22 protein-coding genes and 1 pseudogene are annotated in these 22091 nt (G+C 49.9%); 9 read left to right on the top strand and 14 right to left on the bottom strand.

Annotated features, from left to right (window positions below):
- Positions 1-123 precede the first annotated feature (123 nt).
- The 3 genes from ACR64Q_RS04985 (at position 124) to ACR64Q_RS04995 (ending at position 3079) form a co-directional block, all read left to right on the top strand.
- Positions 124-852 (top strand): VPLPA-CTERM sorting domain-containing protein, encoded by a 729-nt coding sequence (locus ACR64Q_RS04985; protein ID WP_026603985.1) that lies wholly within the window; start codon positions 124-126, stop codon positions 850-852.
- 297 nt (positions 853-1149) lie between these two features.
- A complete protein-coding gene (locus ACR64Q_RS04990; protein WP_020485377.1) occupies positions 1150-2148 on the top strand; it encodes a sulfate ABC transporter substrate-binding protein in 999 nt (332 codons plus the stop codon).
- A 28-nt stretch (positions 2149-2176) separates the two neighbouring features.
- On the top strand, positions 2177-3079 hold the full coding sequence (locus tag ACR64Q_RS04995; RefSeq protein WP_313733787.1) for an EAL domain-containing protein: 903 nt from the start codon (positions 2177-2179) through the stop codon (positions 3077-3079).
- A gap of 108 nt (positions 3080-3187) precedes the next feature.
- Here ACR64Q_RS04995 and ACR64Q_RS05000 read toward each other — a convergent pair whose 3' ends face one another.
- From ACR64Q_RS05000 to def, 4 genes are read right to left on the bottom strand one after another with little or no spacing between them, the layout of a single operon-like run.
- Entirely contained in the window at positions 3188-3526 is a 339-nt protein-coding gene (locus tag ACR64Q_RS05000) for a DUF2845 domain-containing protein (RefSeq protein WP_020485379.1), read from the bottom strand.
- The gene (locus ACR64Q_RS05005; RefSeq protein WP_026603988.1) at positions 3526-4359 is read right to left on the bottom strand and encodes a quinoprotein dehydrogenase-associated SoxYZ-like carrier; all 834 of its coding nucleotides are present in this window, start codon (positions 4357-4359) and stop codon (positions 3526-3528) included. Before ACR64Q_RS05005 ends, ACR64Q_RS05000 begins: the two co-directional genes overlap by 1 nt.
- A gap of 18 nt (positions 4360-4377) precedes the next feature.
- Positions 4378-5292 carry a quinoprotein relay system zinc metallohydrolase 2 gene (locus tag ACR64Q_RS05010; protein WP_026603989.1) on the bottom strand — a complete coding sequence of 305 codons (915 nt, stop codon included), beginning with the start codon at positions 5290-5292 and terminating at the stop codon, positions 4378-4380.
- Between the two features lie 11 nt (positions 5293-5303).
- Positions 5304-5831: a peptide deformylase gene (def, locus tag ACR64Q_RS05015; RefSeq protein ID WP_313733788.1), complete on the bottom strand. Its 528-nt coding sequence runs from the start codon at positions 5829-5831 to the stop codon at positions 5304-5306.
- A gap of 198 nt (positions 5832-6029) precedes the next feature.
- On the opposite strand from def, the gene ACR64Q_RS05020 reads away from it, so the two are divergent.
- Positions 6030-6374, top strand: a complete 345-nt coding sequence (locus tag ACR64Q_RS05020; RefSeq protein ID WP_020485383.1) for an HvfA family oxazolone/thioamide-modified RiPP metallophore — start codon at positions 6030-6032, stop codon at positions 6372-6374.
- Positions 6375-6424: 50 nt separating this feature from the next.
- Here the strand turns inward: ACR64Q_RS05020 and ACR64Q_RS05025 are convergent, their stop codons facing one another.
- The 5 genes from ACR64Q_RS05025 to ACR64Q_RS05045 form a co-directional block, all read right to left on the bottom strand.
- Positions 6425-6748, bottom strand: coding sequence for a HesB/IscA family protein (locus ACR64Q_RS05025; protein WP_026603991.1), 324 nt, complete (start codon positions 6746-6748; stop codon positions 6425-6427).
- A 15-nt stretch (positions 6749-6763) separates the two neighbouring features.
- Positions 6764-7867 (bottom strand): cysteine desulfurase family protein, encoded by a 1104-nt coding sequence (locus ACR64Q_RS05030; protein ID WP_026603992.1) that lies wholly within the window; start codon positions 7865-7867, stop codon positions 6764-6766.
- A complete protein-coding gene (gene iscR, locus ACR64Q_RS05035; RefSeq protein WP_020485386.1) occupies positions 7867-8352 on the bottom strand; it encodes a Fe-S cluster assembly transcriptional regulator IscR in 486 nt (161 codons plus the stop codon). Before iscR ends, ACR64Q_RS05030 begins: the two co-directional genes overlap by 1 nt.
- A 288-nt stretch (positions 8353-8640) precedes the next feature.
- Positions 8641-9393 (bottom strand): serine O-acetyltransferase, encoded by a 753-nt coding sequence (gene cysE, locus ACR64Q_RS05040; RefSeq protein ID WP_026147227.1) that lies wholly within the window; start codon positions 9391-9393, stop codon positions 8641-8643.
- 4 nt (positions 9394-9397) lie between these two features.
- On the bottom strand, positions 9398-10123 hold the full coding sequence (locus ACR64Q_RS05045) for an RNA methyltransferase (protein WP_036276353.1): 726 nt from the start codon (positions 10121-10123) through the stop codon (positions 9398-9400).
- Positions 10124-10213: 90 nt separating this feature from the next.
- Between ACR64Q_RS05045 and ACR64Q_RS05050 the strand changes: the two genes are divergently transcribed.
- The 3 genes from ACR64Q_RS05050 (at position 10214) to ACR64Q_RS05060 (ending at position 12956) form a co-directional block, all read left to right on the top strand.
- Positions 10214-11008: an inositol monophosphatase family protein gene (locus ACR64Q_RS05050; protein ID WP_020485389.1), complete on the top strand. Its 795-nt coding sequence runs from the start codon at positions 10214-10216 to the stop codon at positions 11006-11008.
- An 86-nt stretch (positions 11009-11094) separates the two neighbouring features.
- Positions 11095-12003, top strand: a complete 909-nt coding sequence (locus tag ACR64Q_RS05055) for an NAD(P)-dependent methylenetetrahydromethanopterin dehydrogenase (RefSeq protein ID WP_101055021.1) — start codon at positions 11095-11097, stop codon at positions 12001-12003.
- A gap of 47 nt (positions 12004-12050) precedes the next feature.
- Entirely contained in the window at positions 12051-12956 is a 906-nt protein-coding gene (locus tag ACR64Q_RS05060; protein WP_313733790.1) for an NAD(P)-dependent methylenetetrahydromethanopterin dehydrogenase, read from the top strand.
- Between the two features lie 43 nt (positions 12957-12999).
- On the opposite strand, the gene ACR64Q_RS05065 is transcribed toward ACR64Q_RS05060, so the two are convergent.
- On the bottom strand, positions 13000-13638 hold the full coding sequence (locus ACR64Q_RS05065; RefSeq protein ID WP_020485392.1) for a response regulator: 639 nt from the start codon (positions 13636-13638) through the stop codon (positions 13000-13002).
- 163 nt (positions 13639-13801) lie between these two features.
- Here ACR64Q_RS05065 and ACR64Q_RS05070 point away from each other — a divergent pair, with 163 nt between their 5' ends.
- Positions 13802-15511 carry a proline--tRNA ligase gene (locus ACR64Q_RS05070; RefSeq protein WP_313733792.1) on the top strand — a complete coding sequence of 570 codons (1710 nt, stop codon included), beginning with the start codon at positions 13802-13804 and terminating at the stop codon, positions 15509-15511.
- A gap of 70 nt (positions 15512-15581) precedes the next feature.
- Here ACR64Q_RS05070 and ACR64Q_RS05075 read toward each other — a convergent pair whose 3' ends face one another.
- Both ACR64Q_RS05075 and ACR64Q_RS05080 read right to left on the bottom strand, forming a co-directional pair.
- The gene (locus tag ACR64Q_RS05075; protein WP_020485394.1) at positions 15582-15752 is read right to left on the bottom strand and encodes a rubredoxin; all 171 of its coding nucleotides are present in this window, start codon (positions 15750-15752) and stop codon (positions 15582-15584) included.
- 242 nt (positions 15753-15994) lie between these two features.
- Positions 15995-17317 carry a DUF3422 family protein gene (locus ACR64Q_RS05080; RefSeq protein ID WP_020485395.1) on the bottom strand — a complete coding sequence of 441 codons (1323 nt, stop codon included), beginning with the start codon at positions 17315-17317 and terminating at the stop codon, positions 15995-15997.
- A gap of 1081 nt (positions 17318-18398) precedes the next feature.
- Between ACR64Q_RS05080 and mepK the strand changes: the two genes are divergently transcribed.
- Positions 18399-19376, top strand: a complete 978-nt coding sequence (gene mepK / locus ACR64Q_RS05085) for a peptidoglycan L,D-endopeptidase MepK (protein ID WP_313733793.1) — start codon at positions 18399-18401, stop codon at positions 19374-19376.
- A 65-nt stretch (positions 19377-19441) separates the two neighbouring features.
- Here mepK and ACR64Q_RS05090 read toward each other — a convergent pair whose 3' ends face one another.
- On the bottom strand, positions 19442-21103 hold the full coding sequence (locus ACR64Q_RS05090) for a L,D-transpeptidase family protein (RefSeq protein WP_313733794.1): 1662 nt from the start codon (positions 21101-21103) through the stop codon (positions 19442-19444).
- Between the two features lie 316 nt (positions 21104-21419).
- Positions 21420-22064, bottom strand: a pseudogene (locus tag ACR64Q_RS05095) (transaldolase family protein); the annotation flags it as partial.
- Between the last annotated feature and the right edge of the window lie 27 nt (positions 22065-22091).

Raw genomic sequence — 22091 nt, forward strand, 5'->3', positions numbered from 1 at the left:
TGCAAACTGGACCCGCCGCGCGGATTAACCGCTTCCGAATACGCGGGAATGACGAATTTTTAGAGGCCCTGAAAATCAAGTTGCCAATGCGCTCTAATTTCAATCAACATAAAGGTTGTAATCGTGAATAAACTAATAAAATCAATTGGTATCGCCGGATTGGCGGGGTATGCGTTCATTGCCGAGGCCCAAGCAAATACTCTGGAAGTGTCAGGAACCATTTATAAAGTAAGCGGCGGCACTACCTACGATACTTGGAAAATCAATATGCTTAGCGGCGGTACTTTCAAAGTCGATTTGTTGGCTTATGAGGCCACTCAAAAGCAAACATCCACCGCCGGTTACCAGGAAATCGACCTGAACAACGACGGTGAAATTACATTTCTGGATCCGGATACTTATATCTACCGCGATGACGGCTTGCTGGATGCTGGCGATATGTTGGCGCGTTGCGACGATTCCGACGGCAATCACTGCCCCGATAGCAGCAATCAGCCGATTTTGACTAACACCGACGGTTCGGCGGACGGTTCCCTTTTCTTGCGCGATCCGGCATTTAACGTAACCTTGCAGGCCGGCAATTATTTGTATCTGGTGGCCGATTACACCTTATCGACCAGTGAAGCTGTCGCCGGTATCAATACTAACGATAACTTGACCTTACCGACAGGGCTTGCCGCCCGCGATCACGGCGACTATCGGCTCACCTTGAGCTCCGATACCCTGAATTTTTCTCTGGCTGGCAATACCATCACCGTCTCGCAAGTGCCGGTTCCCGGCGCCGTTTGGTTATTCGGCAGTGCGCTGGCCGGATTGGCGGCGGTAGGGCGGCGTAAGATAGTTGCGGTTTGACCTTGGTTAGCAGCGGGAAGCTTCGGCTTCCCGCTGTTTTACGGTCTGGTATCGCACCAAAACTAGCGAACTCCTTACTCGCTGCTGTTCCGAAATTTCCCTGAAAGCCTTTGTTTATGGCAAACCTGACCACGCGTCGGTTAGGTCTGTATCCGGAATCTAATATCTTAATATCAGATATTCAATTCTAAATATATCGTTTTTGTTGGTTGTCGGCTTTGCGTAGCATACGCAACGTGGTCAAACAAAGCCCAGCTTGCCGCAAGCAGATCCGATAACCCTTTTTCAGGAGCACCCATGAGATTTACCCATACCTTTAAGCCCTTACTCTTCGGTATAGCCCTGGCCCTGAGCGGCAACGCACTGGCCGAACGCACCTTGCTGAACGTCTCCTACGACCCGACTCGCGAGTTGTATAAAGAATATAACCAACTGTTTAGCCAATACTGGAAAACCAAAACCGGCGAAGACGTCACCATCCAGCAATCGCATGGCGGCGGCGGCAAACAAACCCGCGCCGTGATCGATGGCCTGGAAGCCGATGTGGTGACCTTGGCCCTGTCGGGCGACATCGATCAAATCCACGAGAAAGCCAACTTGTTGCCAAAAGACTGGCAAAGCAAATTGCCTAACAACAGCTTGCCTTATACCTCGACTATCGTGTTCCTGGTGCGCAAGGGCAACCCCAAAGCCATTAAAAACTGGGACGATTTGGTCAAAGACGGCGTCTCCGTCGTCACCCCCAACCCGAAAACCTCCGGCGGCGCCCGCTATAATTACCTGGCGGCCTGGGCGTTCGCGGAAAAGAAAAACGGCAGCAAGGACGCCGCCAAGGCTTTTGTGGAGAAGCTGTTTAAAAACGTGCCGGTACTGGATTCCGGCGCGCGCGGCTCCACCACCACTTTTGCCGAACGGGAAATCGGCGACGTACTGATTACCTGGGAAAACGAAGCCTACCTGGTGTTGAAAGAATTCGGCGCCGATAAGTTCGAAGTGGTCACCCCGCCGTTTAGCATCCTGGCCGAGCCACCGGTGGCGGTGATCGAAGCGGTGGCGAAAAAGAACGGCACCCAGGACCTGGCGACCGAGTACCTGAAATATCTCTACACCAAGGAGGCCCAGGAGATTATCGCCAAAAACTTCTATCGGCCGACCGACAAAGACATCGCGGCTAAATACGCCAAACAATTCCCGACTTTGGACCTAGTCAGCGTCGCGCAACTGGGCGGTTGGAGTGCTATACAGAAACAACACTTCGACGATAACGGTGTGTTCGACAAAATTTACGGGCGCTAAGAATGCTTAGGCAGTGGAGGGTGTAGCCATGGTGGAAAATACCATCGAATTGCTCCGTGACGATCTGGAACGGGCCTTGTATTTGGATCTGGACGAATTCAAACTGGAAATCCAGCAACAGGAAGTTTTGAGTCGGTTTATTGGCCTGAAATTGCGCAGCGAGTTTCAACCGATATTCGATGCAGGAAAATCCCATGGCCTGTTGGGCTACGAAGCTTTGCTGCGCACGTCCACCGGCTTGGAAGCCGTGAGTCCGGATTTTGCATTTAGTTGGGCGGATAACCAGGGCAAACTGGTGAAGTTGGATAGGGTGGCGAGAACCCTGCACATGCTTAACTATCTGAATCTGCCGACGGATAAGGGCTTGCTGTTTTTAAACGTACATCCCAAATTGCTGGTGAGCGTGAATACGCACGGCAAGGTGTTCGAACACATTCTGCATCTGCATTCGGTGCCGACCACAAAAGTCGTGCTGGAGATCATGGAAAACGCGGTGGAAGCCGATCAACAGTTGCTAGAGGCGGTGGACAATTATCGCGATCGCGGCTTTCAGGTGGCTATCGATAATTTCGGTAGCCGGCATTCCAATCTGGACCGCTTGTGGCGTTTATCGCCCAGCTTTGTGAAACTGGATTTAAGCATCATCCATCAGGCGCAAACCGATGCCAAGATTCGCCGGGTACTGCCGAAATTAATCGAAATTATCCAGGCCTTGGGCGCGCAAGCGATCATCGAAGGCATCGAAAACGAAGTGCAACTGGATATTGCCTTGGATGCCGGCGGCAAATTGTTGCAAGGTTATTTCCTGGGCCGGCCGGCTGCGGCTGGGCACTGGCAAAAACCTAGGTCGGTGGTGCAAGACAATCCTTTAATGCCCGGTGCGCCTCAGCATTTTGGTAGTTTCAGTGTCCCGGCCCAGCATGGTATGTAAGGTGTGATGATCGTAAATTTTTAATGTTTTACCGATGGCTCGGTGAGATGGGCTCTCCTGTGGCAATCCTGCTAACCCCGCCGTTTTTCGGCGGGTTCTTTTTGCGCTTCAGTATCCATAGCTTAAATTGCGGATTTTTTTCAACTCACCGTCTTCAAACTCCAACAGCTGTTGAAACTTGCGCGGCCCAAAGTTGTAAATCCATTCCTCGATCAGTACTTCTTCGAACTGGTCTATCTCCAATGCACCGTAGGGATGCCGCAAGCGGCTGCCGCGGATTGCTCGGCGCTGTTCGACCGAATCGGGTTCCCCGCATTTTTCCAACACTTCCGATTTATAGTCGCCCACTTGGACCAGTTTATGTCCACAGCGCAGCGCAAGCGCATCGCCGGCAAATGCCAGCATGCCCAATGCCAACAGTATCCCTCTGATTGGCGAACCTGCCATTATGGGCTTACCGTATAACTTTGCGAGTAGCTGCCGCCCTTACTGCAAACATTCCGGCTGGTGGGCGATTCACAAGACACATCGGTAAATTCGGCTTTTAACTCGCCGGCCTTATCCGGCACAAAGTAGAAGCGGAAATTCGGGTCGGCGCTGATCGCAATATCGATTTTGGCGTTAAGCACGGGTTTGCCGTTAAACGTCACTTTCAGTTGATCGATGAAGTGCGATTTTCTGATAAATCGGGTCATTTGATCCATCTGCATACCCGTGAGGTTGGGATGGCTGATCATCAATTGGGTCAGGGCAGGTTGACCGCTTTGAATGCTGTCGTCGAGCCTAAACTTAACCTTGCCCAGCCGCTTCATGGCTTCATCCAGATCAGCGCCGATCGGTGCCGAGCAGCCGCCACTGGCTTTCACGAATTTTTTGGTCATGCTGAACTTGCCGTCATTGGTTTCGGCCACCGCGCGAATGTCGCTATAGGTATTGACGCGCACGCGCAACGCTAAATCGGCTTTGCCACTTTCCGGAAAGAACTCGAATTCACCGACAAATGGAAACGGGTTTTTATCGACAAACAACCAGATTTTTTTGATGTATTTATCCTTGCTTTGTGCAAACTTGCCGGTGACTTTAACCGGTACAATCGCCGGATCTTCCGCCCGATAAGGAGCATCCAACTCGATAACCGCATTGGATTCTTCGATATTTTTACCGGCGAAAAACTGGCTTTTCAAAACCGTGTTCCAGGTAATGTCGTCGCCTTCCGCGGCGGCGGTCGCGGGCAAAATCATTAAAGCCAACAGATAAATAAGGTTGTAAGGTTTATGCATGCTTTTACTCTCCACTATTTAATCTTCCCATTCCAGCTCGGCAAATGCGATAGTCACATTTTTGCGGTGGAATTGTTCAAATAATTGCCAATTCTTTTTAGCAGGCAAGCCGACGCTATTCACGGCCTGCTCCAAGGTTTTGCTTTGCTTGATCATGGCTCTCACTTCAGTTGCCAATCCAGTCAAATAGGCTTTTTGCGCTTGTAGGCTTACCGGCCAATCTTTAACCAAATGACCGTGGCCGGGCACCACTAATTTGTAGTGATTTTTCTCCAAGCGCTCCATCTCCGATAACCAGCCTTTGATGCTGCCGTCTATCACCGGGATATGCTCTAAAAACAACAGATCGGCTAGCCACATAGTATCGGTGGACTTGTCGTAAACGCTCAAATCGTTATCGGTATGCGCGCTCGGATGGGCGGTCAGGAGCAGTTCGCGATTACCCAGGTTCAAAGTCATTGTGTCTTTTACTTCTATATCGGGCGGAATAATATTGTCTTGATTGACCTGAATATCCAGCAATTCCGCTGCACGACCGAGGTAATGGTCGCCGCGCGTCGCCATGGCGCGCGCCAGCTTATGATGGCCGACAAACTGCACGCCCGGTCCCTTAAAGGCGATATTGCCGTAGATATGATCGGGATGCACATGGGTATTGATCACATAACAAACCGGTTTAGCGGTAACTTGCTTGATGGTATTGCGTAGCGCGACTCCCTGTTGCGGACTGCCGCCGCTATCGACGACCGCCACGCAGCGCTCACCAACAATAAAGCCGATATTGGCAATCTCGCCGTGATTATCTCGATCCGGCCAATGGTGTGCAGAGGTATGCAGATAGATGCCCGGCGCCACTTGACTGAAAGACAGCGGCGGCAAAGCCATACTGCTGTAACTGGTCAATAGGCCTATTAACAACAACACAAACTTCATTCAGTTGGCTCCTATGCGGCGATGCGTTTGAAAAACTCGGTTTCGGAGATAATATCTTGGTTATTTTCAACCCTATCCAGATAGACCAATCCCAATAGATGATCTAATTCGTGTTGGAATACTCGGGCGGGAAAATCCTGCAACGCTAAGCTGTAGATTTCGCCTTGCTGATCTTGATATTGCACTACGATAGCCTGGTAACGCGGCACCAGGGCCCGGATACCCGGTACGCTTAAACAGCCTTCCCAATCTTTATGTAAAGTGCTGTCAACAATTTCGAAACTTGGATTGACCATCAGAATCGGCGGCATTTCCGGAGCATGCGGATAACGGGCTGTTGGCCGGGAAGCGATGATCAAAATTTGCCGGGAAGCACCCAATTGCGGGGCAGCTATGCCGACACCATTGGCCTCCAGCATAGTCTCATGCATGATTTCAATCAGTTTGTGGAACTCCGGACAGGTAAAGTCGTCAACTGGCTGCGCCTGCTGGCGCAAAACCTCGGCTCCCAGTTGTGCAATCGGTTTTTTTGAAGTCATGGTTTTGCTGGATAGCGCATTGGTAGGTTGCGGAAATGAGTCGTTTCGGGCGAAAGTATACTGCCGATTGGCAGAATCTTCCTGCCTTTACTTTACAAGGCTTTTTTGTGATATTAACAACAGGCCAGTTGCCGGAAATGCAGGGTTCCGGTGGCAAACCACTTATTAGAACAATTCGTTTTTTCCACAGGAGATAGTATGAAGAAAATCAACAAAACCCCGTTCGCCATCGCAATCGGCGCATCTCTGCTGCCAACGCTGGCGGGCAATTTTGCTCAAGCCGATAGCAATCCGTTTGCGTTGTCTGAGTTGAGCTCAGGCTATATGCTGACTGCCGAAGCCAAACCTGAAGCCGGTGCCGATAAAATGAAAGACGGCTCTTGCGGAGAAGGGAAATGCGGCGCGTCTATGATGAAAAAAAGCACTGACAGCAAAGCTGCTACCGAAGGCAAGTGCGCTGGTAACAAACCGGCTGCTCCAGCTGCGGACAAAGCTGCTGAAGGCAAAAAAATGGAAGGAAACTGCGGCGCGAACATGAAATAAGCGCCGATGACGCCGGCTTTATCTAAATAGGAAAGCCGGCGTTTCTTACGCTAAACCGAAAAGCTCTCCCCGCAACCGCAGGTACCTTTTACATTGGGGTTGTTGAACTTAAAGGCCTCGTTAAAACCTTCTTTGGCATAATCCAACTCAATGCCGCTCAATTTATCCAGATCAGCCTGTTTCACCAGCACTTTTACATCGTATTGGTCGAAAATCACTTCGTCGGCTTCGGCCTGATCGGCATAATCGAGCACGTAGGCGTACCCCGAGCATCCCGAGGTTTTAACGCCTAATCTCAAACCTAGGCCAGTTCCGCGTTTTTGTAACTGCTTTTGGATTTGCCTCGCGGCACTTTCGGTAACGGTAATAGCCATTGCTAATTCTCCTAGTTAATTTGCTATCAATGCTTTTAACACATCGACGAATTGATCGATTTCGGTTTCTTGATTGTCTTTACCCAAACTCACGCGGATCGCTGATTTAGCCAAAGAGGCGTCCGCCCCCATAGCCGTCAACACCGGGCTGATCTCGCCGGACGACGCTGAGCAGGCGGAGCCGCTGGAAACCGCGATATTGCGCTGATCCAACCGCATTAACAACATTTCGCCGCTAATGCCGGGGATACCAAACTGCACGGTATTCGGCAATCGTTTGGCGTGTTCGGCAAATATCGCCAAGCCCGGAATGGTGCGTAGAGCTTGCTCCAAACGCATTCTCAGCGCAAGCATGCGAGCTTCCCTTGCGTTCATTTCCGTCTTAGCCAATTCCGCTGCTTTGCCAAAACCCACTATTGCCGCCACATTTTCCGTGCCGGCCCGTGAGCCATGCTCCTGATCGCCTCCGCGCAGCCAGGGCTTTAAAACAAAATCTTCTGAAACTACCAACGCCCCGCAGCCTTTTGGCCCGTATATTTTGTGACTGGATAAACTCATCAATTTAACGCCTAGCTTTTTGAACGAAAATGATGTTTTACCCAAGCCCTGGACGGCATCGGTATGCAGGTTGACACCTCGCTCAGCCAAACGTTCGGCGATGTCAGCAATGTCTTGAATAACTCCGGTTTCATTGTTGGCCAACATCACCGAGGCCATGTCGCCGGCTTGCCAATTGGCTTTATCCAACGCGAGTAATGGCACTATTCCAGCGCCATCCACCTCAAGCGTTTGCACGTCGCGAAAACACCGCCGGTAGTGTGCGGCGTTTTCGAAAATGGAGGGATGTTCGATTGCAGAAATCGCCAGCCCGTGGTCGCGGGCGTTGGCTAGCGCCAATGCATTTGCTTCAGTCCCGCCGCTGGTAAATACAATCTGCGCTCCTGGTGCATCGATCAGCCCCAAGATTTGCTCCCTGGCGGTGTCGATGGCGCTACGGGCTATGCGGCCAAGCTTATAAAGACTGGATGGATTGCCATACATGCCGTGCAAGTAAGGCAACATCGCTTCCACCACTCGCTCGTCACAGCGGGTGGTGGCGTTATGATCCAGATAGATCATTACGCGATGCGTTTTTCCTGCCTGGGTTGCATTTCGATTACATGCTCGACTTGTTTGCTCTGTCTTTTTGCCACGTCACTGACAAAATCGCGCTCCAGCAATTGCCCGAGACTGATTTCTTTTAAGTAAGCGCGAATTTGCTCGCTCAAGCCCATCCACAAATCGTGTGTCAGGCAAGGTTCGTCGTTGTGGCAATTGGCCTTGCCACCGCATTTGGTTGAATCGACAGGTTCGTCGACTGCCTCGATAATGTCGGCGATGTTGATATCTCGGGCGCTACGGCTGAGCGTATAACCGCCACCAGGTCCTCGTACACCTTTGACCATGCCGGCCTTGCGTAAACGAGCAAACAATTGTTCAAGATAAGACAAGGAAATGGTTTGCCGAGTCGCAATGTCAGTCAAAGTCACCGGGTTGGATTGGCTGTGAAAAGCCAAATCCAGCATCGCGGTGACCGCGTAACGCCCTTTTGTGGTAAGCCGCATTTCAAACCCCTTACAAACTAATGAAAATAATGCTGACTATAAATAAACCCAGTAATTTGGTCAAGTATTCAATCGTAACTGGTTCTTGAGGTATTAAACACAGACAATCTGTAACGCATATTTTTGAATTCTGAGGACAGATCAAGCGTTTTACAGCTTGAACTCGTTGGGAATTTGCGGGGTAGAAATCTCGCGACTCTGCAAGAAGCTCAAGGCAAACGCTAATCAGTTTGAGTCACGCAGATGACAAGCGCTGGAGGGTTTGTTGTTAGAAAATACCTGATTATGTTATTGCTTATCCTTTATCTCACAATCATCCAATGCCGACATGGCCTGACGCTGGCAATCGATGCCGGCATCGTTTAGCACGTGTTGCATATCGGCTATTTGCTTATCGAGCTGATGGATATGATCAAGCATCAGATTGATGGCATTCGCGATGGGGTCCGGCATATCACCAGTCGCCCCGTATGCGTCGAAACCGATTTTCTGGGCCATTGCGTCGCGTCGCGCTTTTTCTTGCTTGGCTTTCGCATCGACGATATGGGCCGGAATCCCGACTACCGTGACACCAACGGGCACCGATTTCACCACCACCGAATTTGAACCGACTCTGGCGCCATCACCAATTTCAATCGGTCCCAGCACTTTGGCGCCGGCGCCTATTACCACGCCGTTGCCCAATGTCGGATGGCGCTTGCCCTTGTTCCAACTGGTACCGCCCAAGGTCACACCATGATATAGCGTGCAATCGTCGCCTATCACCGCTGTTTCGCCGATTACCACACCCATACCATGATCGATAAAAAACCGCCGGCCGATTTGCGCGCCGGGATGAATTTCGATGCCGGTCAGCCAGCGGCCCAAAAACGATAAATAACGGCCCGCCCACCTAAAACCACGTAACCACAGCCAATGACTGAAATGGTGAATCAGTACGGCGTGGAAACCAGGATAGGTCGTTATTACTTCAAAAGCCGATTGTGCGGCCGGATCTCGGGCAAATACGCAGTTTATATCTTCTTTAAGTCTGGCCAGCATGGCGTTATTCGGCATTGTGATTTTGCGAGAAGCGCAGAATGCCTCTCAGGATATCCAGCTCCTTGGTATCGAGCTGGGTCCGATTAAAGATTCGCCGCAAGCGACGCATGATTGATTTAGAACGCTCCGGGTGTAGAAAACCTATATCCGCCATAGTCTGCTGGAGATGCACATAGAAGGCTTCCATTTGTTCGGCTGTCGCCAGAGGTTCTTCACCCATATCGCCCACCGTACTGACCATTTCCTGGCCGGATGCGACGAATAGCTCGTAGCACACAACTTGCACTGCCGCCGCCAAGTTCAGCGAGCTATATTCTGCATTGCACGGAATCCGCAACAAATAATGGCATAAGTCCAATTCATGGTTTTTTAAGCCCGAATTCTCACGGCCGAACACCAAGGCTATATTTTGCTTCGGTAATGCACCTACCCATTTTTCGGCGGTTTGCCTGGCAGTCAAACTTGGCCAGCTGATGGTCCTATCGCGCGCACTGGAACCCAATACAATCCGGCAGTCGGCGATAGCATCTGGCAAGGAATCGAAGACAGTTGCGGCTCTTAGCACATCGTCGGCCCCGGAAGCTCTGGCCGTGGCGTCAGCATGCGGGAAAAATTTTGGAGATACCAATCGGAGTTGATCCATCCGCATATTTTTCATAGCTCTAGCCACCGCACCGATGTTGCCGGGATGGGAAGTCTCCACTAAAACCACTTTAAAATGTGATAGCAATGCCCGGCCTCTGCGGCTAAAAAAGCAGCGATTCTAGCAAAATTTGCTATGCTATCCGAGTTTTCTAACTGCTCATTTCCAATTCGATCTATGCACCCGATGCTTAATATTGCCGTCCGCGCAGCGCGGAATGCCGGCGACCTAATCCAACGCTCTTCACAAAATATCGAGAAACTCACCATCGATCAAAAAAGCCGTAACGACTACGCCTCCGAAGTTGATCGGGCTGCCGAGCAGGAAATTATCAAAGTCATCCGTGCCGCGTTTCCCGACCATGGCATTCTGGCCGAAGAAAGCGGCGAGCATAAAGGTAACGATTACACCTGGATTGTCGACCCTCTGGATGGCACCACTAATTTTTTACACGGCTTTCCACAATATGCCGTGTCTATAGCGCTAAAAAACAAAAACAAACTGGAATTGGGTGTGATTTATGACCCCAGCCGCGACGAGCTCTTCACTGCCGAACGCGGCGGCGGGGCGATGTTGAATAATCGCAAAATCCGGGTAACCAAACAAAGCAGTATGCGCGGTGCCCTTATTGGCACTGGTTTTCCGTTTAAAACCATGGAAAACATAGAGCCCTATCTAGGTATGTTCAAAGCGGTCTGCGCAGATTCTGCCGGTATCCGCCGCGCCGGAGCCGCCGCGCTGGATATGGCTTATGTGGCCTGCGGTCGTCTGGATGCGTATTGGGAAATCGGCGTGAAGGAATGGGATATTGCCGCCGGAGTGTTGCTGGTGCAGGAAGCCGGCGGTGTTGCCACGGATTTTTCCTTTAACGACAAATACTTACAGTCCGGTAACATTATCGTTGGCAACCCCAAGATGCACCAGTTGATGTACCATGCTATCGAGCCGCATGTGCCGGCGCGTTTAAAATAAAGCGCAATTTGGCATTTAGCCTAGAATTGTTATCGTCTTGTCTTTTCTTTTATACTTACCGGCTAATCAAATTATAAGAGGCCATCATGGAAAAACCCTTTATCCTGCACATGCTGACTACAGCCAAGAACTTAAGCCCGTTCGACGTCAATATGGCGATGGACGCCGGCTGGATTTCAGCAATCCCCTACATCAACGTTGAACCCAGCGAAGTCAGGGGCTTGGTCCAAGATGCTATTTTTTCGCGCAGTCCGAAAGGCCTGTTGCGCACCGCTATTTTTATCGGTGGCCGGGAGACCAAGCAAGCAATGGATATGTTGAAAATGGCCAAGAATTCCATGGTCCCGCCTTTCGAAGTATCAGTATTCGCCGATCCTAGCGGCGCATTCACCACTGCAGCCGGCATGGTCGCAGCAGTTGAAAAAGAACTGGCTGAAAAATTCGACACCACGCTGGAAGGTAAAAACGTGATCGCCTTGGGTGGTACCGGTCCGGTCGGTCAAGCGGCTGCGGTGATTGCCGCTCAAGCGGGCGCTAAAGTCCGAATCATCGGTAGGCAACTCGATAAAGCCGAGCGCACCGCAGAGCTATGCAGCGAAGAATTTGGCGATGGCAAAATTACAGTGCTGGCAGGCGCCGACGCCGATAAGGCCGAATACATGAAAACCGCCGATGTGGTTTTTGCAACGGGTGCGGCCGGCATTGAATTGCTCAGCACAGAATTAATCTCCCAAGCTGCGCAATTGAAAGTAGCGGCCGATGTAAACGCGGTACCGCCAGCCGGTATTGCCGGTGTGGATGCGTTCGATAACGGCAAACCGTTAGCCGGATCCACCAGTGGCGCGGTAGGTATAGGCGCTCTGGCGATAGGCAACATCAAATACCAAGCGCAAAGCCGTTTGCTGAAAAGAATGCTGGAAAGCGATCAACCGCTATTCTTACATTTCGAACACGCTTTCGAAGTCGCTCGCGAATTCATCAAATCGTCTAAGTAATTAGCTAAGCTCCCCAAAGTCTGCCTATCACAGAGGGTAAGGTAAAAATGGCAAAACGCAGCATACTTCACATGTTCGACCCGATGCCAAACAACAGTCCGTTTGACATTAACATGGCACTCGACGCAGGCTTTGATGTGCTGATGCCGTATTCCAACGTCAAATTGGAGACCATTCACAATTTGACCCAAGATGCGATTTTTTCGCGTAGTCCGTCGGCCAGCAAAAAAACCGCGATCTTTATCGGCGGCAGGGATATGGGCATGGCTATCGACATGTTGCAAGCCACCAAGCCGGCCATGGTGCCGCCATTTGAGGTTTCAGTATTTGCCGATCCCAGCGGAGCTTGTACCACAGCGGCTGCTTTGGTGGCTTGCGTGGAAAAAGCGCTGAAAGAACATCATGGCAAGGAATTGAAGGGTAGCAAGGCGGTTGTGTTCGGCGGCACCGGCCCGGTCGGTATCGCCACCGGCGTGATAGCGTCCTTGCAAGGCGCAGAAACAATCTTGGTGGATCATCTATCGATCGATTCCGCAAAGGATGCTGCCAAACAATACAACCGGCGCTTTGGCGCTAGCATGACTGGAGGGGTTGCCCATAATGACGAAGAAAAAGCAGCGTTAGTAGCCGATGCAGATCTGGTGTTTTGCACCGCAAAAGCCGGTATCCGCGTCATCAATGCCGCAGTGCTCGCGCAAGCCAAGCAGTTGAAAGTAGCCGGCGATGTTAATGCCGTACCGCCATCAGGTATAGAAGGCATAGAGTTAAACGATTTATCGGCACCATTAACCTTGGCGAATCAATCGACAAATGCGGTCGGTGTCGGTGCGCTGGCAATAGGTAATGTTAAATACCAGTTACAACACGAATTGTTGAAAATGATGCTGGAAGCTGAAAAGCCGGTATTTCTGGATTTTCGGGAAGCTTTTACCAAAGCCCGCACCTTGGTCTAACTATTTCTAGGGATGTGTGGCAAACAGCCCACATCCCTGCTCCTTAAATGGCATCAAGATAATTAAATTTGACCGCTAATCTGGTCAACTCCACATCGTTTTTTATATTCAACTTGCGATACAAGCGATAGCGATAGGTATTGATGGTCTTGTCGCTCAGTTGCAAGGCTTCCGACATTTCCTGAATACTCCTGCCGCGTAAAATCAGACGTACCACTTCAGCCTCACGTTGGGAAAGCTGTAAAAAAGGCGAAACATCCGCGCCGGGCAAAAACTGAAAAGCCAAATTACTGGCCACATCCTGGCACAAATAGCGCTTACCGGAAATTACCGATTTAATCGCCGCCACCATTTCGCTGACCGGCGAAGCCTTGGATACAAAGCCGACCACACCTAGTTTCAGCAACTGTTGCGGTATGGGGCCGTCGTTATGCACCGACAAAGCAATGATTTTAATCGACGGCCGTGATTGCAATATGCGGCGGCACGCTTCAAATCCGCCTATGCCGGGCATATTAATATCCATCAAAATGACATCGGGCGGCTCTTGCTCGACAATCCGCAAAGCTTCCTCGCCACAATTACAAACGGCGACCACTACAATATCCTTTTCAGCTGCCAGCAAAGCTTCTATGCCGCTTCTGACAAGCTCATGATCATCAACCAGCAGTACTTTAATCATAACTTCCTTTTTCTGGGTCTTTTATCTGGTCAAGTTTCCCAAATTTCATCAACAACAGCAACGCTAAAAGTTATTAGGATAGACCCAAATAGCGTCGTTGATTCGTGGTTTTGGCGTTTAGCCGTTAAAATAGCGGTTTTGATAAAACAACCTCAGGGCCAATATGCGCACTTCCCAATTTCCTCTTAGTACCGTCAAAGAAATACCGGCCGACGCCGAAATAGCCAGTCATAAACTCATGATACGCGCCGGCTTGATTCGCAAACTTGCCGCCGGCGTCTATACCTGGTTGCCGCTGGGTTTGCGAGTATTGCGTAAAGTTGAGCAGATTGTCCGTACGGAAATGAATAAAGCGGGTGCTCTGGAAGTACTGATGCCGGCCTTGCAACCTGCGGAGCTATGGCAAGAAACCGGACGTTGGGAAAAATACGGGCCGGAATTGGCGCGATTGAAAGACCGTCACGACCGCGAATTTTGTCTGGGTCCAACGCACGAGGAAATTATCACCGATCTCGCTCGTTATGAATTGAAAAGCTACAAACAGTTGCCAATAACGTATTACCAAATTCAGAGCAAATTCCGCGACGAAATCCGTCCACGTTTCGGTGTGATGCGTTCTCGCGAGTTCATCATGAAAGACGCTTACTCCTTCCATCTCGATCAGGAATCGCTACAAACGACCTACGACGTAATGTATCAAGCCTATACCAATATCTTTAACCGCTTTGGTTTGAAATTCCGGGCAGTGATAGCCGACTCCGGCTCAATTGGCGGCGCGGTCTCCCATGAATTCCACGTACTTGCCGAATCCGGCGAAGACGCAATTGCCTTTTCCACCGTCAGCGATTATGCCGCGAATGTCGAAAAAGCCGAAGCTGTCATGCCGGACGGGACACGCGCCGAGCCGACCCAAAGTAAAACTTTGGTGGATACGCCAAATCAGCACAGCATCGAAGAGGTCAGCGGGTTTTTCAAGGTCGATGCCAAGCAATGCCTGAAAACCTTGATCGTCAGGGGCGAGGACGACAGCCTGGTTGCGCTGTTACTGCGTGGCGATCACGAATTAAACCCGATTAAAGCCGAAAAAATCGACGGTGTACTGTCGCCACTGCAATTTGCCAGCGATGAAGAAATTCTCGGCGCCTGCCACTGCAAACCCGGCTCGATAGGCCCTATCGGTTTGCGCATAAAGATAGTTGCAGACCGTAGCGTGACTTTGATGTCCGACTTTATTTGCGGCGCCAACCAAGACGGCAAACATTATCAAGGTGTCAATTGGCAGCGCGACTTAGAATTGCCGGAACACATTGCAGATTTGCGCATGGTGGTCGAAGGCGATCCGAGTCCCGACGGCATAGGGCAAATTACCATTGCCAGAGGCATTGAAGTGGGCCATATTTTTCAGCTGGGCACTAAATACAGCGAAGCGATGAACGCCGCCATTGTTAACGAAGCCGGCAAAAACCAAATCATGATCATGGGCTGCTATGGCATTGGTATCTCGCGGGTGGTCGCGGCGGCTATCGAACAAGGTCACGATGAACGCGGCATTATTTGGCCCAACGAACTAGCACCGTTTCAAGTGGCTATTTGCCCAATGAATATGCATAAGTCGGATCGCTTGATCGATACGGTCGAGAAAATCTATAAAGATTTAACGGATGCGGGTATCGAAGTGTTACTGGACGACAGAAAGGTTCGAGCGGGATTCATGTTCTCGGATATGGAGCTGATCGGCATTCCACACCGGATTGTAATCGGCGACCGCGGCCTGGATAGCGGAACCGTCGAATATCAAGGACGGATGGATAAAGAAAGCCAAAATGTTGCGTTCGGCAATCTAGTCAGTTTTATAAAGGACAAACTTGCTTAGTGTCGATTAGATTAATCAGACGAAAAAGGGCGCAAATTGCGCCCTTTTTATTTACTGCACTAGACGCTTGTTAGCGTACCAGAGTAAACATGGATTTTACCGCGCCGCATTTAGGGCAGCCCCAATCTTCAGGTACGTCTTCCCAGCGAGTACCAGGTGCGACGCCGTTGCGTGGATCGCCCAATTGCTCGTCGTAAATGTGGCCGCAGGTTTTGCATTTGTATTTTCTATACTCTGCCATGGATTGATTCCTCGAATTGTAATCACGGTTTAAAGAAAGCCCGGCGATTGTAGCCGATGCTCTGCGCACAAAAAACCACGAAGATTTGGAGGGGATTGTTCGGATTACCTTAAAGATGTCTGGTCGGGCTTAGTCAGTCAATTCTCAAGGTTACCTAATTGCATGATATTCATAAATAAATGTCATTTTTGCCCTGTTCAATATTTGGCTGGTTTACGGCGCGCAGCATGATGGGATGGTATTCATTCTGTCGTATTCGCAATGATCTTATGAATTCGTTTAGTGCTTATGCCGATGATGACCAAAATAAATGGAATCGATGCGCCTTCCACCAACTCGGCGTCCACATGCCATCCTAAGCTGTGCAATGCTTCGGCGATTTTGCCGATTAGGCTCGCAGCATAATAGGTGATGGCTACCATCGAAATGCCTTCCACCATTTGTTGCATGCGCAACTGCATTTTTGCCCGCAGGGCCATGGACGATAGCAAGCCCTGGTTTTGCCGCTCGATAATAATGTCGACTTTGGTGCGTAACAACTGGCTGGCATTGCTCACGCGTTCGGAGACTAGAGTAAAACGGTGCGATACGGAATTGCAGGTATGCATCGCCGGTTCCAAACGCCGTTTCATAAATTCGCCCAAGGTTTGAATGCCCTGAATCCGCACTTCGCGCAAGTCTTCCAGGCGTTGGCCGACCAATTGGTAGTAAGCGCTGGCTGCGGCAAAGCGAAATTGATGGGTGGAAATATGGTTCTCCACTTCAGCCGCCAACGCCGTTAACTCATCCAGTAGTTTGGCGTCATCGTTATCCGGTTGGGTCATCGAATTAGTGATGGTATACAGCTGCCGATCAGCCTTTTTTAATTCCGGATAAAGTTTACGCGCGATAGGGAACGCTAACAGCGCCATCACGCGGTAAACTTCGATATCGAACAAACGATGCAATAAGCGTCCGGCCTGCGCGGTTCTCAAGTTTTGATTGACCACCAAAAATCGGCTAAAGCCATCGACATGAATCCGAAAATCGGTAAATACGGCTGCCGCGCCGCCAGTTACTTTTGAGCCGACGATCGGGTTGCCGGCAAAGTAGGTGGTTAGTGGCGATAAATCCATTTCGTCTTGGTAATTAACGTCTGCTGCTGAGACGACGCTGGCATGAGCGGCAACGATCACTTTTCCGCTGATCTGCGATAACCAATCGACTGGGACTTTTTTTAAAGCAGGGTCTGCAAACGGCTCCGCGGCGGTGTCGTAGGCATAAAAGCTGTAGGTACTGAATTCGCCGTGTTGCTCCCAACTCATCTGAAACGCATCGAAGCTGGCGCTAAAGTGGTCCGCATCCAGGTCGGGCGGTGCAGTTCCAAACCGTTCGCAGAGTGCTTTCAAATGCCGACGTTCTTGCATTTTCTCGTCGCTTGTTAGCGATAATGCCAGGTAACTGGCCCTGACCGGCAAGCTGAGAATAGACGAGGCCCTAGCATGGACTTCGTTGTGCAAGATAAACCGTTGCGGATGATTTTCCGGGATCTGAAATAGAGTAGTCACAAGTAAATTGGGTAGCATCAAAGGTTAGCGTCTATCGCTTTTACCGATGAATATAACGTAGAGAAGGGTAGGTTGCTACTGCCCAAGCGGATGCGGGCAACGGGCGATAAAAAATCCGAGTATCAGAAATGTGTGACGCCCTTATTCAGGTGTGTTGATGAAATGGTTTGCGCCAAGCAAGTTATTGATTTTAAATAGATGTCGATATTGGCAAGCCCATTGGCTCTGGCGCAGGCCGTTTTTTGACAGTGATGTTTCTCGGGTTTGAGTAATCGGTTGCGGCTTTTAGGTCCGCCGTTGAGTATTACTCCAGTTTGGTAAATTTGCTCACAAAGCTGATTTGGCAGTTTTGACCTGTTATCCCGGATGCAAAACTCCTTTGGTGGCGTAAATAAGAGTCGTACATGGCGCAGCCATCGTGCGAATGAAAGTTTATGAAGGGGTCGTAGCCTTTTTGGGAAAAAAAGGAATGACAGAGCTGCTGAGACAGCGTCAGTTGATTTTGGGGTTTAATGAGCTTTTCCATGTCGTTCTCCAATGATTTGCAGTCGAGATACCATACGCTTTCTAGCAAAATGCTTCTGTGATACGCGGTTCGTAGTAAAAAATATTTTGTGTTTTTATTAAAAAAATGGCGAGAAAACAGCCTGAGTCACAAAGCTGGTGTTTTCGTTTTATGGGGGTAGTTTGTCCCTCGCAAGTTTTAGCGGCTTAATTTTCAAGTCAGCTTTTACAGTACTTTGCGGACAGCAACTGATTATTTCGATAGGGCGCGGCTTGGCAGGCTTCGCATATCAAAACGGTGACATTGTTTGGGTTTGTCCGCAGTTGTCAGGCTATTTCTGGTGCTTTTATTGCTGTCCGGAAAATTCTAAAAGCGCGAATAGTAAGCGGAGAAAGTGAGGTTTCAAGCTGAATTGAGTGGCAGTTTGGTGTGGGTTGAATGTCTGCAAGCTTCTCCTGTGTAAGCAATCCTTGTGGCAAAATGTCGGCAAAAGCAAATTTGAAATGTGACAGAGTGCTATAATTACAAAACACCGATAGGCATTAGCCTTCGGAATCATCACTATCCGAATGATGTTTAATCAGGAGATTATGGATGCTGAGACATAATTTAGAAAATCAAGACAATAAGCAAGACGACGTAGAGCTGTCTCGACGCAGTTTCTTTGGGCGTCTGGCTGTTGGTGCGGTTTTATCTATTGCGATGCCCGGCGTAGTGCATGCTGCGAAAAGCGTAGCGGTAAAAGCGGATAAAAACCATCGATTGGCGAAGTCGGCAAGGAGCGCAGTGCGTTTGCCTAAACATGGAGTCATTCAGGCGACCAAGGCTGTTCGTCAACCTGCCAAACTAAGCAAAAGCGCTGGCGGAAACAACCTTAAATCTGTTGTCGGCGAGCATGGGCACCTGCATACCGCCCATGCGGAACGCCACTCCCTGCATGAGTCTCGCGTGCGAGATATTTACACAGGCAAAAAGCAACACGTAAACACGGCGTCATACCATGCCAATCGTCATGGTAATCAGGGCGGTAGAGTACATTCTATTATTCAGCCGGCGCCAAGAGAACCATTCATGGAATCTAGCCAAGATTCGTTGTTCTTGGCTGATCACGGTCGCTTGGCGACACATCGGGCGTTGGCGTTTCAAAATCCGCATACTGGGGACAAATTAAGTCTGACGTATTTTGAAAGAGGCCGTTATCTTACTGATGCGTTGGATGAAATCAGCTTTTTGTTGCGCGATTATCGCACCGACGATGTACATCCTATCGATCCGGAATTACTGGATCAGTTGCACGATTTGAAACAAATCTTGGGTTTAAATCAACCGTTTGATGTTATCTGCGGTTATCGTTCGCCATTGACCAACGCTAAATTGCATGCCGAGAATTCCGGTGTTGCCAATAACAGTTTTCACATGCATGGCCGGGCTGTGGATATTCGCATCGAGCGTTTTGATCTTCGGCGTATTCATAGTGCGGCGCTGGCCATGCACCGGGGTGGAGTAGGATATTACCCCGAGTCAAACTTCATCCACCTGGATACCGGAACCTTCAGAACCTGGAAGTTATAGAGTCGTTCGCTCATAAAAAAAGCGCCATTTGCGGCGCTTTTTTTATGTCTGCTCGATTTTGCCGCTTATGGATTGGCGCCGACGTCTGGGCTTTTACTCATCACCAATTGATTATTCGCTGTCGAACTAGCTGTAGTTGGAGCATGGATTTTGTCCAGGGCCTTTTTCAGTTGTTCGTCCTGGCCGTAAACGTCCGGGTAAAAACGTAACTGGTTTTGATGATCGACAAATGTCGTGCCGTAATAAAACAGTACCGGTACGGCGCGTTTTAGCGTCACGTGGCGGGTTTTAGGGGCCGACATTGCTTGCTTGATGGTTTCTTTGTCCCAGCCGGCCTGATCGCCCAGGACGAATTGGGCTAATTGTTCCGGCGCCGATACCCGCACACAGCCGTGGCTTAAATCGCGGCGTGGGCGGTTAAATGCGGCATGGCCGGGGGTGTCGTGTAAATATACGTCCGCCGTATTTGGAAATACGAACTTAACCCGTCCTAACGGATTTTTCTTGCCCGGGCGCTGCCGCGCGCGCAAATAGCTGCCGCCGCCTTTCTCTTCACTGTTTTGGTGTCTTACCAGCTCTATTTCCTGGCTGGCTAAATAGCCTTGGTTATTTGCTGCTTTTGGCAGTATTTCTTTTTCATAAATAGTTTTTGGAATGTTCCAATACGGCATAAATTCCAGATATTTCATTTCTTCCCAAAGTACCGGCGTTTGGTTGCTCTGGGACTTGCCTACTACTACTTTCATGTTCAGCGGGTTAGGGTCGTCAACTGAATTAAACGCCCACAACTCAAATGCCGGGATATTAACCACAATCATCGGCCCGTCGGTGGTATCCGGAATCCAGCGCGCGCGCTCCATGGCCAGCGCGATCTGGGCGATTTTTTCGCTCGAAGATTGATTGAATAAGGCGGCAGTGGCCGAGCCAATCACGCCATCTGCTGTTAATCCTTGTTGTTGCTGAATTTTTTTGACGGCGGCAACCAAATCGCTGTCGTAAGTTTTACTATCGGCGGCACTATTGTCCAGTAAGCCCATGTCCCGCAGTCGTTGGCGCAAATGCACGATATGAGGATGCTTATCGCCTGGACGTAGCATTTTGCCGGGCTTGAATTCCTGAGGCCCCGTTTGATTTCCCAACTGCTGCAAACGCGTGAAAATTTGTTTGAGTTGTTGGTATTGCTTAGTTTTAGGCTCAAATTGACCGACTACCTCGGTCAACGTTTGCGATGCCAAGTGTTGTTTCAACAAGCCGGCCAAATCCAAAGCGGGTTTGGGAGCGATGTGTACCGGATACTCAACATCGCGCGGATCTACTTGGCCTTGCCGCAAATCGTGCAGATAACGTACTAAGGACACGGTCAAAGCCACATCGTAACCCGCAACGGCAGCGTTATCAGGATTCGGGCCACTGATCAGTTGTTTCAGGCGGTCAACGTCATAATTGGCAGGATTCAACGCATCGTTGGATGCATTGTTTAATATGCTCAACAAATCGTTAAAGTTTTTTTCCGAGCGATTTGCCGTAAACCAGATCGGTTGAAATTGAGTATTAAGATAGATTTGGCTAACAAGCTCGCTAACGCGGCTAAAATCGGCGCGTAACAACAGCGGATGTCGTTTACTAAGCAGAATGGCGCCAATTGGGTTGTCGGCAGGAATAGGATTAACGATTTCGGAAACGCTATTTATCGAAGGCAGACTGGTTTCCTGCACTGTAGCGGGCATATCTGCGCTCCACACCTGCTCTGTTCCAGCATAATAAATACAGGCCGCCAACGCTAACCGAGCATACCTATGGCGCGAATCTTTCAGGGCGTGCGATTGAGTTGTCATGGTTACACGAATAGGGTTCGAATTGGGTGTTTATCGTATGCTTTACGGTTAAGACAGGCCGCAAAGCTAAGCAATATAATGTTAGTCTAATTGTACCCTGTTATGACAACAATTGACGCGAAAAGCTTGCCAAAGCTTTGTAATTTGGGGTATCGGGGGAAGGGCGAAGTTGTTTACCGAGTTCCCTAAATTTCCTCGTCATTCCTCTTTAGCTTTCAAAAGACAGTTTATCGGCAAATGCCGCTTGCCAGTCGTGGCTGAATTTCGCAACGGCAGTGTCGGTAGCTGGAGTGGTCAAGATTTGCTGGGCAATGTCCAGCGGCAAGGTTACCGCGCCCACGCCGAGTTTTAACACCTGCAAAACCTGATTGACGTTTTTGAAGCTGGCAACCAAAAGTTTGCTGGGCAATTGGTAGCGGTCGATTAAGGCTTGCAAATCGCTGACTACAGCAATCCCGTCAAAGCCTTGATTGTCGATGCGGTTGAGATAGGGCGCCAGGTAATCGGCGCCATGCAGCGCCGCAAGCATGCCTTGCTGCACGTTATAAATCGCAGTAGCCAATAGCGGGATATTATCTTTTTTCAGTTGTTTGATAGCACTTAAACCAGCAGTATGCGCAGGTATTTTGACAATGATGTCGAACGGTAACTCGTGGAGTTTGTGCGCTTCCGCGATGATACCGTCAACCGAGTTACTAAGCACTTGTACATGAAACCGCGCTTCTGGGCCGATGATATCTGTCAGTATCGGTAACAGTTCATGTAGACCGATTCCGCCGGTCGCCATAATCGATGGATTGGTGGTAACGCCCGCCAAGGGTAAAGCTGGGCAAAGGTTATTGATGCCGGCTACATCGGCGCTATCTTAATATATTTCTAA

The sequence above is a fragment of the Methylomonas sp. 2F7 genome, assembly GCF_057126975.1.

Excerpts from the sequence above, each read along its gene's own strand:
- ACR64Q_RS04990 (WP_020485377.1), top strand. The coding sequence starts at position 1,150 with ATGAGATTTACCCATACCTTTAAGCCCTTACTCTTCGGTATAGCCCTG.
- ACR64Q_RS04995 (WP_313733787.1), top strand. The coding sequence starts at position 2,177 with ATGGTGGAAAATACCATCGAATTGCTCCGTGACGATCTGGAACGGGCC.
- ACR64Q_RS05000 (WP_020485379.1), bottom strand. The coding sequence starts at position 3,526 with ATGGCAGGTTCGCCAATCAGAGGGATACTGTTGGCATTGGGCATGCTG.
- ACR64Q_RS05005 (WP_026603988.1), bottom strand. The coding sequence starts at position 4,359 with ATGCATAAACCTTACAACCTTATTTATCTGTTGGCTTTAATGATTTTG.
- ACR64Q_RS05010 (WP_026603989.1), bottom strand. The coding sequence starts at position 5,292 with ATGAAGTTTGTGTTGTTGTTAATAGGCCTATTGACCAGTTACAGCAGT.
- def (WP_313733788.1), bottom strand. The coding sequence starts at position 5,831 with ATGACTTCAAAAAAACCGATTGCACAACTGGGAGCCGAGGTTTTGCGC.
- ACR64Q_RS05020 (WP_020485383.1), top strand. The coding sequence starts at position 6,030 with ATGAAGAAAATCAACAAAACCCCGTTCGCCATCGCAATCGGCGCATCT.
- ACR64Q_RS05025 (WP_026603991.1), bottom strand. The coding sequence starts at position 6,748 with ATGGCTATTACCGTTACCGAAAGTGCCGCGAGGCAAATCCAAAAGCAG.
- ACR64Q_RS05030 (WP_026603992.1), bottom strand. The coding sequence starts at position 7,867 with ATGATCTATCTGGATCATAACGCCACCACCCGCTGTGACGAGCGAGTG.
- iscR (WP_020485386.1), bottom strand. The coding sequence starts at position 8,352 with ATGCGGCTTACCACAAAAGGGCGTTACGCGGTCACCGCGATGCTGGAT.
- cysE (WP_026147227.1), bottom strand. The coding sequence starts at position 9,393 with ATGCTGGCCAGACTTAAAGAAGATATAAACTGCGTATTTGCCCGAGAT.
- ACR64Q_RS05050 (WP_020485389.1), top strand. The coding sequence starts at position 10,214 with ATGCACCCGATGCTTAATATTGCCGTCCGCGCAGCGCGGAATGCCGGC.
- ACR64Q_RS05055 (WP_101055021.1), top strand. The coding sequence starts at position 11,095 with ATGGAAAAACCCTTTATCCTGCACATGCTGACTACAGCCAAGAACTTA.
- ACR64Q_RS05060 (WP_313733790.1), top strand. The coding sequence starts at position 12,051 with ATGGCAAAACGCAGCATACTTCACATGTTCGACCCGATGCCAAACAAC.
- ACR64Q_RS05065 (WP_020485392.1), bottom strand. The coding sequence starts at position 13,638 with ATGATTAAAGTACTGCTGGTTGATGATCATGAGCTTGTCAGAAGCGGC.
- ACR64Q_RS05070 (WP_313733792.1), top strand. The coding sequence starts at position 13,802 with ATGCGCACTTCCCAATTTCCTCTTAGTACCGTCAAAGAAATACCGGCC.
- ACR64Q_RS05075 (WP_020485394.1), bottom strand. The coding sequence starts at position 15,752 with ATGGCAGAGTATAGAAAATACAAATGCAAAACCTGCGGCCACATTTAC.
- ACR64Q_RS05080 (WP_020485395.1), bottom strand. The coding sequence starts at position 17,317 with ATGCTACCCAATTTACTTGTGACTACTCTATTTCAGATCCCGGAAAAT.
- mepK (WP_313733793.1), top strand. The coding sequence starts at position 18,399 with ATGCTGAGACATAATTTAGAAAATCAAGACAATAAGCAAGACGACGTA.
- ACR64Q_RS05090 (WP_313733794.1), bottom strand. The coding sequence starts at position 21,103 with ATGCCCGCTACAGTGCAGGAAACCAGTCTGCCTTCGATAAATAGCGTT.